The following is a 14,250-nucleotide window of genomic DNA, read 5'->3' on the forward strand; positions in this document are numbered from 1 at the left end:
GGGCAGCCCGGCGGGACGGCGCTGACCTCCGCCGAACGACCGACCGCTGTGACGCTCCCGGCCCTCCCTGAGGGCCGCACCCCCGTACGCGCGCGATCAGCGGGGTCCTGGCCGGAGTCGGCTGCGGGCACGACCAGAAAGGGCTCCCACGCTTCACTGTGAGAGAGGGGCACCTGATCAGGGCGGATGCCCGTCAGGTGCCCCTCGTCGCCGATGTCCTCCTCGGCACTCGGCCGTTGCGGACGGACCTAGCGCCGGTGGTTTCCGATGGTGATGACGCCCTTCGTCGTGGCGCCGGTCTTGTTGTCGTAGAGGACATCGCCGGTGGACTTGTTCCAGATCTTGATGCGGAAGGTGTCCGGGCCGTCGGTGGCGGTGACTCTGAAGGCGTAGCCGCTCTTGCCGCCCACCGTGCCGGTGCCCTGGTAGACGGCCCGGGAGCCGTTCACCACGAGCCAGTCGGAGCCGGTCGAGCGGAAGGCGAGCCGGGCGGAGCCGAAGACGAACGTGGCCTTGCCGGTGGGGACAGTGGCTCCCTTCCTGTACTGGGCGCCCAGGGTGAACGCCGCCTTGCCGGTCAGCCCCGGCTTGGCCGGGTAGGCACCCGCCGGCGAGGTGATCGTGCCGGCGCCGGCAGCGGGGCCGGCGGCACGGTCGTAGACGATCAGCTCCGCGAGCGTGGTGCTGTCCGTGCCCTCGTCATCGTCGGTGACCGTGACGACCGGGCGGTGGATGCCCGCTTCGTCGTAGACGTGTGCGGCGCGGCAGCCGGAGTCGGTGACCGTGCCGGTCGCCGGCCGGCTGCCGTCCTTGAAGTCGACCTTGCAAGTGTGGCGGTCGGCCGTGCCCGGGTCGTCGAAGGACACGGTGACGACGGCGGTCCTGCCCACCGGGAGGGGTGCGCCGGGGCCCTTGGCGGACGTGATCGACGGGGCGGCGTTGGAGACCTTGACGGTCGCGGTGTCGGTGCCGCGCCCGCCGGTCAGGGTGACCTGGAAGGTGCCGTCGTCGGTGCAGGTGAGGGTCGTCCGGGCCGCTGCGGGGTCCTTGACGGCGCACGGGGCGCCGTCCTGGACGGTCCACTTCGGCGTGCCCGCCCCGGAGATGGTGCCGGCGAGCGTGATCGCCTCGCCTTCGGCTCCGGTGGCGTCCGGCCCGGCGTGGACGACGGTGACCGGGTCGATGCCGCCGAGGGTCGGGACGACCTTCTCGATCAGTCCGTCGGAGTCGAACTCCAGCTTGTCGATGGTCGTTTCGCGGTGGGTGCCGTCTCCGCCGGGGATGGCGAAGCGGTGGTAGGCGATGTACCAGTCGTCGGTGTTCGGGACGTGGACGACGGAGTGATGGCCCGGCCCCTTGATGCCCAGGGACAGGTCCTTCTCCAGGATCACGCCCTGCTTGGTCCACGGGCCGGTGGGCGAGGGGCCGGTCGCGTAGGCGACGCGGTAGTTCTCGTCCCGGGTGTCGTTCTCCGACCACATGAAGTAGTAGGTGCCCTTGCGCTTGATGACGAAGGTGCCCTCGTTGTAGCCGCTCGGGGTGATGTCCGTGACCTTCGAGGTGTCGATGGAGGTCATGTCGTCGCCCAGCGGGACGACATAGGCGCGGCCGTTGCCCCAGTAGAGGTACTTCTTGCCGTCGTCGTCGGTGAAGACCGCCGGGTCGATCATCTGGCCGCGGAAGTCACCGGCCTTCAGCAGCGGCTTGCCCAGGGCGTCCTTGAACGGCCCGGTGGGCGAGTCGGACACCGCGACGCCGATGTTCGCGTCGGCGCAGAAGTAGAAGTAGTACTTCCCGTCCTTCTCCGTCATGGCCGGCGCCCAGGCCCTGCTGTCCGCCCAGCTGACGTCCGGCCCCAGGTCGAGGATGACGCCGTGGTCCTTCCAGTGGACCAGGTCCGTGGAGGAGTAGGCCTTGAACTGCGTGCCGCTCCAGCCCTCGAAGCCGTCGGTCGTCGGGTAGATGTAGAAGGTGTCGCCGAAGCGCTCGATGTTCGGGTCGGCGTTCAGACCCGGCAGGACCGGTGTCTTCATGATCGGCGCCGAGACCTTCCAGGTGCGCTTCTTGCCGTCCGAACCGGTGACCTCGTACGTCACCGGCTGGGTGAAGTCGCGCACGCTGCCGGAGGCGGGGCTGATCGTCGCGTCCGCGGCGAGCGCGAACTCCGGTGCCAGCGCGGTGAGATCGGTGCCCTCCTTCATCGGCAGGGTGATCGTGCCGCCCGCGTTGTCGATGAGGGCGTCGACCTTGAGCGCCGGGTGCGTCGCCTTGGCGATGCCCGCCGTGTTGCCGCTGAGTTCCATGACCTCGGCGCCCGTGAGGGCACGGTCGTAGATGCGGAAGTCGTCGACCTCGCCGCCGAAGTAGGGGTCGGCCGCGTACAGGGACCGGCCGATGTAGCCGCTGTAGTCCTTGGCCGCGTCGTACAGCTCGGACGGCTTGATGGTGGTCGTCGTGCGGGCCGCCTCGACACCGTCGGCGTAGAGGATCACCGTGCCGGTGGCGCCGTCCAGCGTCACCGTGACGTGCCGCCACTGGCCGGGCGTGAGCTGCGAGCCGGCCGTCAGCTTCGACTCCGCTGACCAACTCGCCTTCGTGATGGCCGAGTAGAGGCTGGAGCCGCCGTTGGACGGAGTGGCGAACAGGTACTTGTCGCTGTCGGGCCCGAGCCCGAACAGCCACTGGAAGCTGCTGCCGCCCTTCCACTTGGCGTACGTCGACACCGTCACGCTGTCGGCGTTCTTCAGCACACCGTTCGGGATCTTCACGTACGGCGAGTCGGAGCCGCCGGACATCTTGAACGAGCCGCCCTCGACACCGGTGCCGAACCCGGGCGTCCGCACATAGGTGCCGTGGTGGCCGCGACCGCTGGAGTCACGGGCGATGCTGCCGCCGGTCTCGTCGAAGTCGTAGTGCAGCAGCAGGTCGGCCGGGACGTCCGGCCCCTCGTCGGACACGGTGACTTCGGCCCGGACCGGAACCGCGGCGCCGTTCGGCAGGCTGCCGGTCACGGTGAAGGTGCCGGCCTGGGCGTACTTCGACGCCGGCACGTCCTCCCAGGTGACCGCGACGGGCCGCTTGACGCCGTCGGCGTACTCGGCGACGACCGTGGCCGGCAGGACCGGTGCCTGGCCGACCCGCGTCTTCACCGACACGTCCTCGACGCTCTTCACGATCTGGTCCGGCTGGTAGGCGCGCAGCAGCCGGTCGTACTCGGCCTGGGTGACCGGCAGGACGGTGCCGTGGCGGGGCTTGGACGGAAGGTCGTAGCCGGTGGACGGGGTCCAGGTGCCGGAGTCGAGGTCCGTCGTCTCGAAGGGGATGTAGCCGCGGCCGCCGAACTCGTCGAGGAACGCGTACCACTTCTCCTCGGTGTTGGACTTGAACACCAGCGGTCCCTCGGCGGCATTCATCGCGCCCTTGCCGATGCCCTCGGCGACGGCGGTCCAGGACGGGTTCAGGATCGAGTCGCTCTTCTCCTCGAAGATGAACTTGCTGTTGGGGGTGGAGGAGGAGTTGTTCCGCTCGTCCTTGGACAGGCGGTAGTACGTGCCGTCGTGCCGGATCATCGTGGAGTCGATGACCGAGTAGCCGCGGTCGATCCAGACCTTGGGCTCGCTGAAGGTGTGGAAGTCACGGGTGGTGGCGTACATCATGCGGTTGTACGTGTCGCCGGAGTGGTCGGCGTTGTCGTACAGCTTCGACGCCCAGAAGACGACGTACTCGCCGCGCTCGGCGTCGTAGAACGCCTCCGGCGCCCAGGTGTTGCCCGCGCTGTCGGGTGAGACCTTGACCAGGCGCTGGTTCGTCCAGTGGACCAGGTCGGTGGACTCCCAGACCATGATGGACTTGCTGCCGGTGCGCTGGGAGGCGTCCCAGTCGCCGTTGCCGTAGATCCTGAGGTCGGTGGCGATCTGGTAGAACTTGTCGCCCTCCGGGGAGCGGATGATGAACGGGTCGCGCAGGCCCTTCTCGCCGAGCGTGGAGGTGAGGACCGGCTTGCCGTCGTTCAACTCGCGCCAGTGCAGCGGGTCGTTGCCCTTGCTGAGGGCCGCGTAGAGCTGTTCGCCGTCCGAGGTGCCCTCGCCGGTGAAGTAGCTGAACATGTAGCCCTTGAGGGCCGCGTCGGCGGGCAGTTCGGGCACCTTGGCCGTCATGACGCGGGTGGCCTTGGCCTCGCCCTTGGTGACGGTGGCGGTCAGCTCGACGGTGGTGGCGCCGTCGCCGTGTGCGGGGCGGTGGACCTCGCCGTCGGCGGAGAGGACGTCCGGTTTCGCGGAGGACCAGGTGACGGCCGTGCCGTAGTCGCCGCTCCTGGGCAGGGTGAGGTTGCCGCGTACGTCGTCGAGGTTGTGGACCGTGAGCGCCTCGGCGGCCTGCCGGGTGGCGGCGGCGTCGTCGAGCCCGGGCCGGACCGTGACGTCGAAGGTCTTGGTGCCGGTCACCGTGCCCTTCTTCAGGGTCGCCGTGAGCGTGGCCCGGCCGTCCGGTGAGCCGGCCTCGGGGCGGGTCACCTTGCCGGTGTCCGAGACGACGGACGGGTTGTCGCTGTCCCAGGTGATGGAGGAGCCGCCGGCCGGGCCGGTCTTCGGCAGGTCCAGGTCGGAGGTGACGCCGCTGGTGTCGCCGAGACTGAGGGCGTCCTTGTCGTCGGCGACGCCCTGCGTGGCGACGGGGAGGGAGAGCTGCTCGACCTCCGTGCCGTCCAGTGCCCGGTCGTAGACGCGGAAGTCGCGGATGCGGCCCTTGAAGAGCTTGTCGCCGTCGTAGACGGACTTGCCGATGTAGTTGGCCTTGGTGGTGCCGGAGCCGATGGCTCCCGGAGTGGTGGTGACCGCGGTATTGCGGCCGACCTCGACACCGTCCTCGTAGAGCACGCCCGTGGAGCCGGTCTGGGCGTAGGTGATGTGCTTCCACACCCCGCGGGTCAGGTTGTGGGAGTCGGACGGCTTGGTGGTCTGCTCGGTCGACCAGTTGCCCGTCGCGACGGAGGTGCGGAAGGAGTTGCCCGTGGTGAACAGGTAACCGTTGCCGGTCCCCGCGCTGGTGTTGCCGAAGCCGTAGAGGAAGTAGGGCGTGCTCTGGGCGGAGTCGATCAGTACGTCCATGGAGACGGTGATCGCGTCCATGCCTTTCATGACGTCGTCCGGCACCTTGACGTAGGTGTCCGACCCGTTGAAGGCGAGCCCCTGGCCGGATGCCGACCAGTCGGCGGTGCCACTGATCGTGCCGTTCCGGCCGTTGCCGGAGGCGTCGGTGACGGTGCCGCCGGAGCTCGCGTCGAGCTTGTACCACAGGGCGAGGCCCTCGGTGATGTCCGCGGCTTCGGCCACCGGAGCCGCCGGTGCCGCCTCGGCGGAGGCGATGGGTCCGGCGAGGGTGAGCAGCATCGACGCGGCGGTCAGTCCGGCGAGATGGCCCGCCCGACGTCTCGCGCGGCTGCGAAGGCGTGCGACGTGCGTCATGTCGAGGTTCCCTGCTGAGGCATGGCTGATGAGGGACAAGGCGGAACGGAAGGACGAGGAGACGACGAGACGACGGCAAGTCCTTGCCGTGGGCCTGTCGTTACACGCGAGTGACGGGTGTGTTGCGAGAGTCTCAGTCGACGCCCGGGGCAGCGTCAAGAGGTTCCGAACAATGTCCGACAGGTCGAACACGTCCGTCCGACTCGCGATGTCCCACCTCGTGCCGTTCGTGGTGGTGGGGCGGTCCCTCCGGCGGGGGGATCAGCAATTGTGTGGCCGCCGGCCGTCGGTACAGGGTGTCGTGGGCGAGCAGTTCCTCGTGGGTGCCGGTGGCGCGCACCCTGCCGGAGTCCATGACGACGATGCGGTCGGCCATGGTGACGGTGGACAGCCGGTGGGCGATGACCAGCACCGTCGTGTCACGGGCGACCTCCAGGACGACATCACGCAGGGCGAGTTCGTCGGCGGCGTCGAGCTGGGACGTGGCTTCGTCGAGGAGCAGCAGCCGAGGTCTGCGCAGCAGAGCCCGGGCGACGGCCAGGCGTTGCCGCTCGCCACCGGACAGCCGTGTCCCCCGGTGGCCCACGGGCGTGTCCAGCCCTGCGGGCAGCGCGCGTACGAAGGCGTCGAGACGGGTGCGGACGAGCACGTCCCGCACGTCCTCCTCGGTGACGTCCGGGGCCGCGAGGAGGAGGTTGTCGCGCAGGCTGCCGGAGAGGGCGGGGGCGTCCTGTTCGATGTAGCCGATGGACGCCCGCAGCTCGCGCAGCGGAAGGGCGCGGACCTCCTGGCCGTCGACGAGCACCCTCCCCGACGTCGCAGCAGGGCCAGCAGGATCCGGCCCCGATACGGACCGGCGTGTTCGAGCAGTGCCCTGCCGGACAGGCGGATCGATGCCGGAGGCCGCCGGGGCGCGCCGTGGACCGCCCCGCTCTCGGAGCCCGGCAGTGCCGTACGCATGGCGCACCATCCCCTCAGACGCCGGCCCCGGCCGGCGCCGCGCCGACCCTCTGGCGAACGGCGGGGAAGACCTCCCGCCCGAGCCGTTCCAGATTGCGCAGTGCCTCATCGGTCCCCTGGGCGGCCTCGACCTGGCACATGACCCGGGTACAACCCGAGGTGCGGATGTGGTGCCAGCCGCTCCACGCACAGGTCGAAGTTTCGCGAGGATATGGGTCACATGGTTACGGACGGTTTTTCGGCAACAGCCCCTTGAACCTCCTCGGTCGGTAACCCGCCGCGTACGGAAGCCGGTCTTCCGAAGGCGGAGTCCGCCCCGGCGTCGGCGGTGCCAGGTTCTTCTCCTGAGCGACGGCCGGCCCCCGTCGGGCTGGAGCGGAGCCGGAGCCCGGGCCCGCGTGCCACCATGACTCCCGAGCGCTTTGCGACCGACACAGGGGAGGGAACGTGCGCAGCACCACGTCCGCTAAATGGTCCGGCTGGCGCAGCCGGATTGTCGAGATACCGGGCGCAGGGGACGGAAAGCCGGTCCTTTTGGAGTTCCGCGCGGGCTTCACCACGAGATTCGACCTGTCGACCGTGCGCAAGGGTCCCTATCATCAGCGGGCCCATGACACGCTCGTCACCATCGGCCGGACTGGGCCGTCGCACATCGTTCTGCCGGCCGACTGCGACGCCCTCGCCATCTGGCGAATCACAGTGGGCAACGAGGGCGCCAGTGGCCTGGGCCGGTGGAAGGTACGCATCGTGGACAGCGACGCGCTGCCTCAGCTCCCGGCCAAAACAGCCCGGGGAAAGGGAACCCAGACCTTCGGCTATTTCAGCCCCAAGCCGTACTTCGAATACGCCCCGGTTGTGCACTACGACTTCATCGACTCCCCCGGCACCATCATCTACACGCCGGCTGACGGCGGGAAGCAGCTGATCCGCTTCACCTCCGCTGCCAACCAGAAGGGCACCTTGCGCCTTCCGCAGCACGGATACGTCACCCTGTCCGAACACGGCAAGTGGCAAATCTCGGTGACCTGACCCCACCGATTTGAGCGCTCTCCATCTTGATCAGATGGCGAGTTCGAGGGTGACGACGGCTCTGACGACGGCGGTGATCCGGGTGGTGCTGCAACGGAGCTTCCGAAGGAACCGCCAGCTCTTCAGGATCGCCATGGCGCGTTCGCCGAGGCTGCGGATCTTGGCATGGTCCCGGTTGTGACGCCGGCGCCAGCCGCGCAGGTTCCTGCCTCGAAACGGGAACACGGATGCTGGGGCTCGCACCCTGATGCGCCTTGTCCGCCCAGCACTTGATGTCGTCGGCGGTCAGAGCGGCCGGGATGTCGTGGGTCCGGGCCGCGGTCATGTCGTGCGAGGCTCCCGGCAGTGCGTCCGATGCCCAGATCAGGCGTCCGGCCGGGTCGGCGAGAACCTGCACGTTCATGCCGTGATGCTCGGAGGCTGCCGGGGCGTGGGCTAGTCACGCCGGCGACGGCGCGAGCAATCAGAGGTGGAGCACGGCCTGACGGCGGTTCAGCGCTGCGGAGGTCGCAGCGTTGTCAGTGGTGGGTGGCAGCATCGGGCACATGACGAACTCCACGGCATTCGACTGGCGTTCCTTCCTGCTCAGGTGGAGCGGTGAGTGGGCGGACTCACTGCCGGACGACGAGACGCGGGGCGAGGACGACGAGGCCGCGCGGCAGGCACGGTGGCTCGGGTTCCCGCCGGCGTCCGCGGAGCGGATCGCAGCCATGGAGGAGCGCCTGGGCCGGCGGATGCCCCCGTCGTACCGGGAGTTCCTCGAGGTCAGCGGCGGATGGCGGCACGCGGGCGGGTTCGTCTGGCTGCTGGCGGGGCCCGAGGACGCGCACTGGCACGACAACGAGTCGGGACTCGCGGACCTGTTCGAGGAGTACCTGGACGAGGACTCCGAGCCCGAGGAGCGGCGGGAGGCGGACCTCTGGCGGCGCGGGCTGCAGCTCGACGTCGAGTCCGACGCCACCCACGTCCTCCTGGATCCCGAGGACGTGGACGAGGACGGTGAGTGGGCCGTCTACACGTGGGCGAGCTGGCGGGCCGCGCCGCCCGAGCGCCACCCGAACTTCCGTGAGTTCATGCGGGAGATGCACCGGGAGTTCCACAGCCTGCGGGCGCACCGGAGTGACGGCGAACCGGTGTTCGTCAACGACACGACGCGGACGCTGGACGCGCAGCTGGAGGAGGCCCGGCTGGAGGCGCTGCGCGGCGGCTGGGAGCGGGCCGTGAAGACGCTGGACGAGGCCAAGGAGTACGGCAGACCGCGGGCCGCCGGGCTGGGTGACCAGATACGCCGCCTGCTCGGACAGACCTCCATGGTGTCGTTCGACGGACTGGCGACGGACCTGCGGTACGCGCGCGAGCTGCTGCCGCCGCTGGTCGCCGAGCACGCGGCGCACTCGTACCGGGACGACTCCACGCTGACGTTCGATCTGCGGGGCGCCGACGACGACCTGGTGTCACTGGCGTACGCGACGCTGGACCAGGTGCGCGACGGCACGTTCCGGTACACGGCGGCCGGACCGTTCGGGGAAGCGGTCGAGCGGGCGCGGGAGCTGGCGCGGTGGGGAGACACCGACGGGGCATGGCGGACGCTGATCGATGCTCTGCCCCTGTGGGAGCCGCTGGGACCGGACCATCTGGCGCCGCTGGGCTGGGTGGCCGACCCCGTGCTCGGGCCGCTGCTGACCCCGGAGCGGGGCCGGGAGTTGCTGTCCACGCCGAGGGGCGGGCAGGCGGGTGAGGCTCCGAGCCCGACGGCCGGGCTCGACCCGGGCGGCCTGGCGTGGCTCGCGGAGCCGGACCCGGGCAACAACCGCACGTCCTACCGGTTCGTCCTGGTGGAGGGGGTGGAGCCGGAGGAGTTGCCCGGACGCCTCGCGGACGGGGACGGCACCGTGCTGAACGCACCCATGACCCTCTGGGAAGCGCGCCACGGATCGCTGCGCGACCGAAGGGAGTTCTCGTCCTTCGAGGACAGGGCTCTCATGGCGGTCGGCCGGGCGGGCGCCGGTTGGAGCTTCGCGTTCGAGGGCGATCCGTCCTCGTTCGACCGGCGGCGGTTCGTCTCCCCGGCCGCAGCCGCCGGCGCGGGCACCCGCGCGGTGGTGGTGTGGAGCGGCCTGAGGACAGTGCACGGGGAACCGTTCTTCCACCTGTCGGTGGCGCGGGACGGCGCCGAGCAGTACGCGTTCACGTACGCGGACGGAGAGGTCCGGTCAAGCGGGGAGATACCGGGGGCGCTGGACCCGAGCCGGTTCTTCGAGGACCCGGCGGACGACGTCGGGACGGAACGGTCACTGCTGGAAGCGGTGGCCGGCGAGTTCGGTGTCCGTCTGCCCCGTCACGCCATCGTGAACGGACGGCTGCACACGTTCACCACCCGTTCCTGGACACGACCGCCCAGGGACGGCGAGACGTTCATGGTGATCCGGGTGGGCTGAGGTGACGCGACCCGGGAGTGCGCCGGCACGACGGCGCAGGTGTTCGGGCCGCCGTATCCGGGCGACGGGTGAACCCCGCTTCAGGGCGTCGACGGCAGCCGGCCACGCTGGACGGCGCGGACGCCGGCTTCGAAGCGGCTGCGGGCGTCGAGGCGTTCCATGAGCTCGCCGGCGATTCGGCGGGCCGTGCGCGGTGAGACGCCGAGGCGCTTGGCGATGCTCTCGTCGGTGTGGCCGTCGGAGAGCAGCAGGATGACGTTGGCCTCCTGGGGCGTGAGGCCCTGACTGTCGCGGCGGTGGGTCTCGCCGAGCGGGGCGGCGGTCTGCCAGATGCTCTCGGACAGGGCACACAGGGCCGTGAGGGTCCCGCTGCCGGTGAGGACGACGGCGCCCGCCGAGGTGTCGTCGCTGCTGACCGGGAGGGCCGCCCGGGACCGGTCCATGATGATCATGCGGGTGGGCAGGGACGGCGCGGTCCGGCCTCGCCACCGTGTTCGGCCAGCCAAGTGGCTGGCCTGTCCGTCCCCAGCTCGGCCGACGCCCCCGTGGACAACGCCGGCACCACTCTCACCGCGAGCGCCGGAGCGGGCGCCTCCGACGTGGGCTGGCAGTGAGCCCGTGTACCAGATCGGCTTGCTGTACGACCGTCAGTTCATCGCTTGGGCGGTGCGCACGGCGCTGTCGGCGGTGCCCGGACTCCAGGTGCGCAGTGTCCCCGAGGACGGCGGCGAGAGCGCCCCGCGCCATCTGGACGTCCTGGTCACCGACCACCGGCCGCGCGACCCGGCGATCGGAGCGCGGGCCACCAGGATGCTGCTGATGTCACCGAATGATCCGCCGCCGGAGCTCGACATGGCCGCGTCCGGTTTCGCGGGTCACCTCTCCGAACGGTGCACCGCGGCCGAGCTGACCGCCGCGGTCCGTGCCGCGGCGGCCCGGGACACCCCGGCGCGGCAGGAGGAGGGCGGCTTCGCCCTGTCCGCGCGGGAGCGGCAGGTGCTGCGGCTGATCGCGGACGGCTACACCCACGACCAGACCGCCGCCCGCCGGCTGGGCCTGAGCCCGCACACCGTCAACACGTACGTCAAACGCGCCAAGGGCAAGCTCGGTCTGGGCCACAAGGCCGAACTCACCCGTGCCGTCCTGACGGACGTCTGGTGAGCGGGTCAGTCGTCGCTCCGCGTGGCCACGACGGCCCAGGTGCGGTGCGGGACGTGGATCACCTCACCGGGGAAGCGTTCGCGCAGCACCCGGCCGAGGGCGTCGTCGAAGCGTTCCACCTCGTCCGGCGACAGGCTGGCGCCGACTCCGGCGCTGGCCCGGATCCGGCCCCGCCACGCCTCGGGCGGGTAGGGCACGGCCAGGTCGAAGGAGAAGGTCTCGATGCCGGTGAAGCCCGCGGTGGCCAGGTCGGTCAGCCAGCGCGGGTACAGGCCGGTGCCGCCGCCCATCGTCCAGGCCGGGTTGAAGGAGAGGATCAACTCCTCGGTCGCCTCGACCACGTTGCCCGGCACGGGCAGCCAGTCGAAGTGGGCGATGACGGCCCGGCCGCCGGGGCGCAGCAGCCGCCGCACCTCGGCCGCGGCCTTCGGCGCGTCGAACCAGTGCCAGCACTGGCCGGCCGCCACCACGTCGTACGACGCGTCCGGCAGCCCCGTCGATTCCGCCGTGCCCACGCGGTAGTCGGTCTCCACGCCGGCTTCCCTGTCGAGCTCCCGGGCCTGCTCGAGCAGCGGCGCCGCCGGGTCCAGGCCCGTCACCCGCGCCCCCGCCTGCGCGAACAGCCGGGCCAGGGTGCCGGTGCCGGTCCCGACGTCGAGTACGTCCTTGCCGGGGAAGGCGATGCCGTGCCGGTACAGGTGCGTGACCATCTGCGGCGGGAATCCGGCGCGGTGGCGGCCGTAGTCCTGCGCGGTGAGCCCGAAGTCGGGACGGAACGTGCTGGTCATGGCGGATCTCCTGGAAGTGGAACGGGGACAGGGGGTCGGGGGCGGCTACGCCGCCGGACCCTCGGCGAGCGCCGAACTGGTTTCCTCGGTCTCCGCTATGGTCACCGTCACGACCGCCTGTCTCTCCGTGAATTCGCAGAGAAGGATTTCGTCGGCCGGGTATGTGAGTGAACGGGCTGCGGCGTCCCCATTAAAGGGGACAGACGGAGGCGTTCGGATTCCCTCAGCATGGCGATGCGGACTTCCCCGGCTGTGTCGAGCGGCCGTCGTGCGGGGGTTCAGCCATGCTGGGTCGGTGGCACCCCCTCCATACGACAAGGAGCCCCGTATGCCCACGGACCCGCTCGGACGATTCCTGGCAGCGCTGGACCCGGAGCACCGCGACGCGGTCGGCGCCAGGCCGCGCGAGGAGCAGGAGCACCTCGCGGCGGCCTGGGAACGGGAACTGGAAGCGGACGACGAGCTCGACACCCTCGACGAACTGTCGCCGCCGGCCGCGGAGGCCGAGGCGGCCCGCCGCGTCCTGGAGCGCGAGAGCGACTAAAACGCTCAGGCCGCCCACCGCCGTCCCACCACCGCTTCGACGAGGTCCGGAACGTCACCTCCCGTCCGCGCGGGCTCAACGACCGGTACCGCCTAGCAGCGGGATTGTCCGTGATCCGTAACAGACGGATCCGCCGGCCGCCTTCCGCCCTCTTGCCGTATGCACGGGCTCCACGGCGACGGCGAAGGAACAGAAGACATGGTGCGAAGCGGCGGACGGGGATGGTACGCCAAAGTGCTGGCGGCGGCGCTCGGGGTGACCGCGGTGGCCGGCCTGACCTCGTTCTGGAACGCGCAACTCGGTGCCACCGAAGGACGGCCCGCCCAGGGCGTCTCGGCGCCGCCCGCCCATGCGCAGCAGGGCCGGAAGGCGGCGCCGGTGTCGGCGGACATCGTGCACGCCTCGGACGCCGGCGCCCACAGCGTCAACATCACCATCGACGACGGACCGGACCCCGTCTGGACCCCCGAGGTACTGCAGGTGCTGCGGGACAACGGCGTGAAGGCCACGTTCTGCATGGTGGGCACGCAGGCTCGCGCCCACCCGGACCTGGTCAAGGCGGTGGTGGCGGCCGGACACCGCCTCTGCGACCACACGGTCTCGCACGACGTCACCATGGACCGCAAGTCCAAGGCCTACCAGTCACAGCAGATCCTGGACGCCGAACGCATGATCACCAAGGCGTCCGGGGGCGTCCGCCCGCTGTACTACCGGGCGCCCGGAGGCGCCTTCACCCCCTACAGCCGTCACCTCGCCGCGTCCCGTGGCATGCGTCCGCTCGGCTGGAACATCGACTCGAAGGACTTCGAGCGCCCCGGCACGAGCGCGATGGTCGCCACCGTCAAGAACGAGATCTCCAACGGTCCGACCCTCCTCTTCCACGACGCGGGAGGAGACCGCTCGCAGACCGTGGCCGCCCTGCGCGAGGTTCTGCCGTGGCTGAAGGAGCAGGGGTACTCCTTCGGCTTCCCCGTGCGCTAGGAGCGGCCGGAGGATCCGGAGGGCGGGCGCGGGCCGCCTAAGCCGTGATCCGAGAGGTCGAACCAGTTGCCCTCCGGGTCCATGGCCCGGTATTCGGCGAAGGGACGGTTGGTGAACCGTTCAGCCGGTTTCGGAGTGCCGGCCGCCGTCAGTGCCTCGAAGGTGGCCGCCGTGTCCGTGATGTGGAAGCCGAAGTGGTTCATGCCGACCGGGGTGTCACCGTCGAGCTGGTGCCTGATCAGGGCGAGTGCCAGATGGCCGTCGGACAGGAAGCAACTGCCGTCCGGGTCGCGGTGGAAGAGCTCCATCGCGCAGACCGAGGTGTAGAACTCGGCCAGTTTCTCCGGGTCGCTGGTCACGATGGCCAGGTGGCGAAGCCGGGGCCGGGCAGCGGCGCCGTCCGCGGCGGACTCCTTCTCGTTCTCCGCTTCGCGCTGCGCCGGGCGGGGCGCGGGGATCATGTTGTGGAACGCCCTGATCAGCCAGGGGTGTTGCGGGGTCCGTTCCACGACGGCCAGCGCGTGCGTGGTGGTGAGCGGCTCCCCGCCCGGGGTGCTGACGGTCGACTCCGCCTCGACGGTGGCCAGGTCGGGGCCGAGGAAGCGGACGGCGACGACCCGTGCGTCGAGGACCGTGCCGGCGTAGGGGCCAGGGCGGCGTGTCCGGCCTCGATGCCGCTACGGCCGGTCGGCTTGTCGCCGCGTACGGTCGTGAAGTCGCAGTCCTCCGTGAAGTTCGCGGCGAAGATCGCGGCGTCGCCGGCCGCCCAGCCCCGGGCCATCTCCGCCCACAGGGCGCGGATGTGCCACTCGTGGCCGGCGGGGTGGCGGTCGTGGGCGCCGACCGGGTGGCCCGGGTCTCCGGCAGGATCGACGGCGCGGTGT

The 14,250-nt window shown here is 70.5% G+C and carries 8 protein-coding genes and 4 pseudogenes; 5 read left to right on the forward strand and 7 right to left on the reverse strand.

Going from position 1 to position 14,250, the window contains the following annotated elements:
* Positions 1-248: 248 nt before the first annotated feature.
* Positions 249-5,465, reverse strand: coding sequence for a family 43 glycosylhydrolase (locus AB0G20_RS30915; protein ID WP_361308057.1), 5,217 nt, complete (start codon positions 5,463-5,465; stop codon positions 249-251).
* A gap of 133 nt (positions 5,466-5,598) precedes the next feature.
* Positions 5,599-6,279, reverse strand: a pseudogene (locus AB0G20_RS30920) (ABC transporter ATP-binding protein); the annotation flags it as partial.
* 593 nt (positions 6,280-6,872) lie between these two features.
* Between AB0G20_RS30920 and AB0G20_RS30925 the strand changes: the two are divergent.
* Entirely contained in the window at positions 6,873-7,454 is a 582-nt protein-coding gene (locus tag AB0G20_RS30925) for a hypothetical protein (RefSeq protein WP_361308059.1), read from the forward strand.
* A 30-nt stretch (positions 7,455-7,484) separates the two neighbouring features.
* Here the strand turns inward: AB0G20_RS30925 and AB0G20_RS30930 are convergent.
* Positions 7,485-7,869 (reverse strand): annotated as a pseudogene (locus AB0G20_RS30930) (transposase family protein); the annotation flags it as partial.
* A gap of 130 nt (positions 7,870-7,999) precedes the next feature.
* Here AB0G20_RS30930 and AB0G20_RS30935 point away from each other — a divergent pair.
* The gene (locus tag AB0G20_RS30935) at positions 8,000-9,892 is read left to right on the forward strand and encodes an SMI1/KNR4 family protein (protein WP_361308061.1); all 1,893 of its coding nucleotides are present in this window, start codon (positions 8,000-8,002) and stop codon (positions 9,890-9,892) included.
* Between the two features lie 80 nt (positions 9,893-9,972).
* Here AB0G20_RS30935 and AB0G20_RS30940 read toward each other — a convergent pair.
* A pseudogene (locus tag AB0G20_RS30940) lies at positions 9,973-10,403 on the reverse strand (helix-turn-helix transcriptional regulator); the annotation flags it as partial.
* Between the two features lie 107 nt (positions 10,404-10,510).
* On the opposite strand from AB0G20_RS30940, the gene AB0G20_RS30945 reads away from it, so the two are divergent.
* Positions 10,511-11,053 (forward strand): LuxR C-terminal-related transcriptional regulator, encoded by a 543-nt coding sequence (locus AB0G20_RS30945; protein WP_361308063.1) that lies wholly within the window; start codon positions 10,511-10,513, stop codon positions 11,051-11,053.
* A 5-nt stretch (positions 11,054-11,058) separates the two neighbouring features.
* Here AB0G20_RS30945 and AB0G20_RS30950 read toward each other — a convergent pair whose 3' ends face one another.
* Positions 11,059-11,841 carry a methyltransferase domain-containing protein gene (locus tag AB0G20_RS30950; RefSeq protein WP_361308065.1) on the reverse strand — a complete coding sequence of 261 codons (783 nt, stop codon included), beginning with the start codon at positions 11,839-11,841 and terminating at the stop codon, positions 11,059-11,061.
* Positions 11,842-12,169: 328 nt separating this feature from the next.
* On the opposite strand from AB0G20_RS30950, the gene AB0G20_RS30955 reads away from it, so the two are divergent.
* Both AB0G20_RS30955 and AB0G20_RS30960 read left to right on the forward strand, forming a co-directional pair.
* Positions 12,170-12,385 carry a hypothetical protein gene (locus tag AB0G20_RS30955; protein WP_361308067.1) on the forward strand — a complete coding sequence of 72 codons (216 nt, stop codon included), beginning with the start codon at positions 12,170-12,172 and terminating at the stop codon, positions 12,383-12,385.
* 198 nt (positions 12,386-12,583) lie between these two features.
* The gene (locus AB0G20_RS30960) at positions 12,584-13,366 is read left to right on the forward strand and encodes a polysaccharide deacetylase family protein (RefSeq protein ID WP_361308069.1); all 783 of its coding nucleotides are present in this window, start codon (positions 12,584-12,586) and stop codon (positions 13,364-13,366) included.
* Here AB0G20_RS30960 and AB0G20_RS30965 read toward each other — a convergent pair.
* Both AB0G20_RS30965 and AB0G20_RS30970 read right to left on the reverse strand, forming a co-directional pair.
* Positions 13,363-13,875, reverse strand: a complete 513-nt coding sequence (locus tag AB0G20_RS30965; protein WP_361308512.1) for a VOC family protein — start codon at positions 13,873-13,875, stop codon at positions 13,363-13,365. The genes AB0G20_RS30960 and AB0G20_RS30965 overlap by 4 nt on opposite strands.
* A pseudogene (locus AB0G20_RS30970) lies at positions 13,876-14,147 on the reverse strand (SgcJ/EcaC family oxidoreductase); the annotation flags it as partial.
* Positions 14,148-14,250: the final 103 nt, after the last annotated feature.

This window comes from Streptomyces sp. NPDC024017, assembly GCF_040638895.1.
Lineage (GTDB): Bacteria > Actinomycetota > Actinomycetes > Streptomycetales > Streptomycetaceae > Streptomyces.

Excerpts from the sequence above, each read along its gene's own strand:
- AB0G20_RS30915 (WP_361308057.1), bottom strand. The coding sequence starts at position 5,465 with ATGACGCACGTCGCACGCCTTCGCAGCCGCGCGAGACGTCGGGCGGGC.
- AB0G20_RS30935 (WP_361308061.1), top strand. The coding sequence starts at position 8,000 with ATGACGAACTCCACGGCATTCGACTGGCGTTCCTTCCTGCTCAGGTGG.
- AB0G20_RS30950 (WP_361308065.1), bottom strand. The coding sequence starts at position 11,841 with ATGACCAGCACGTTCCGTCCCGACTTCGGGCTCACCGCGCAGGACTAC.
- AB0G20_RS30955 (WP_361308067.1), top strand. The coding sequence starts at position 12,170 with ATGCCCACGGACCCGCTCGGACGATTCCTGGCAGCGCTGGACCCGGAG.
- AB0G20_RS30960 (WP_361308069.1), top strand. The coding sequence starts at position 12,584 with ATGGTGCGAAGCGGCGGACGGGGATGGTACGCCAAAGTGCTGGCGGCG.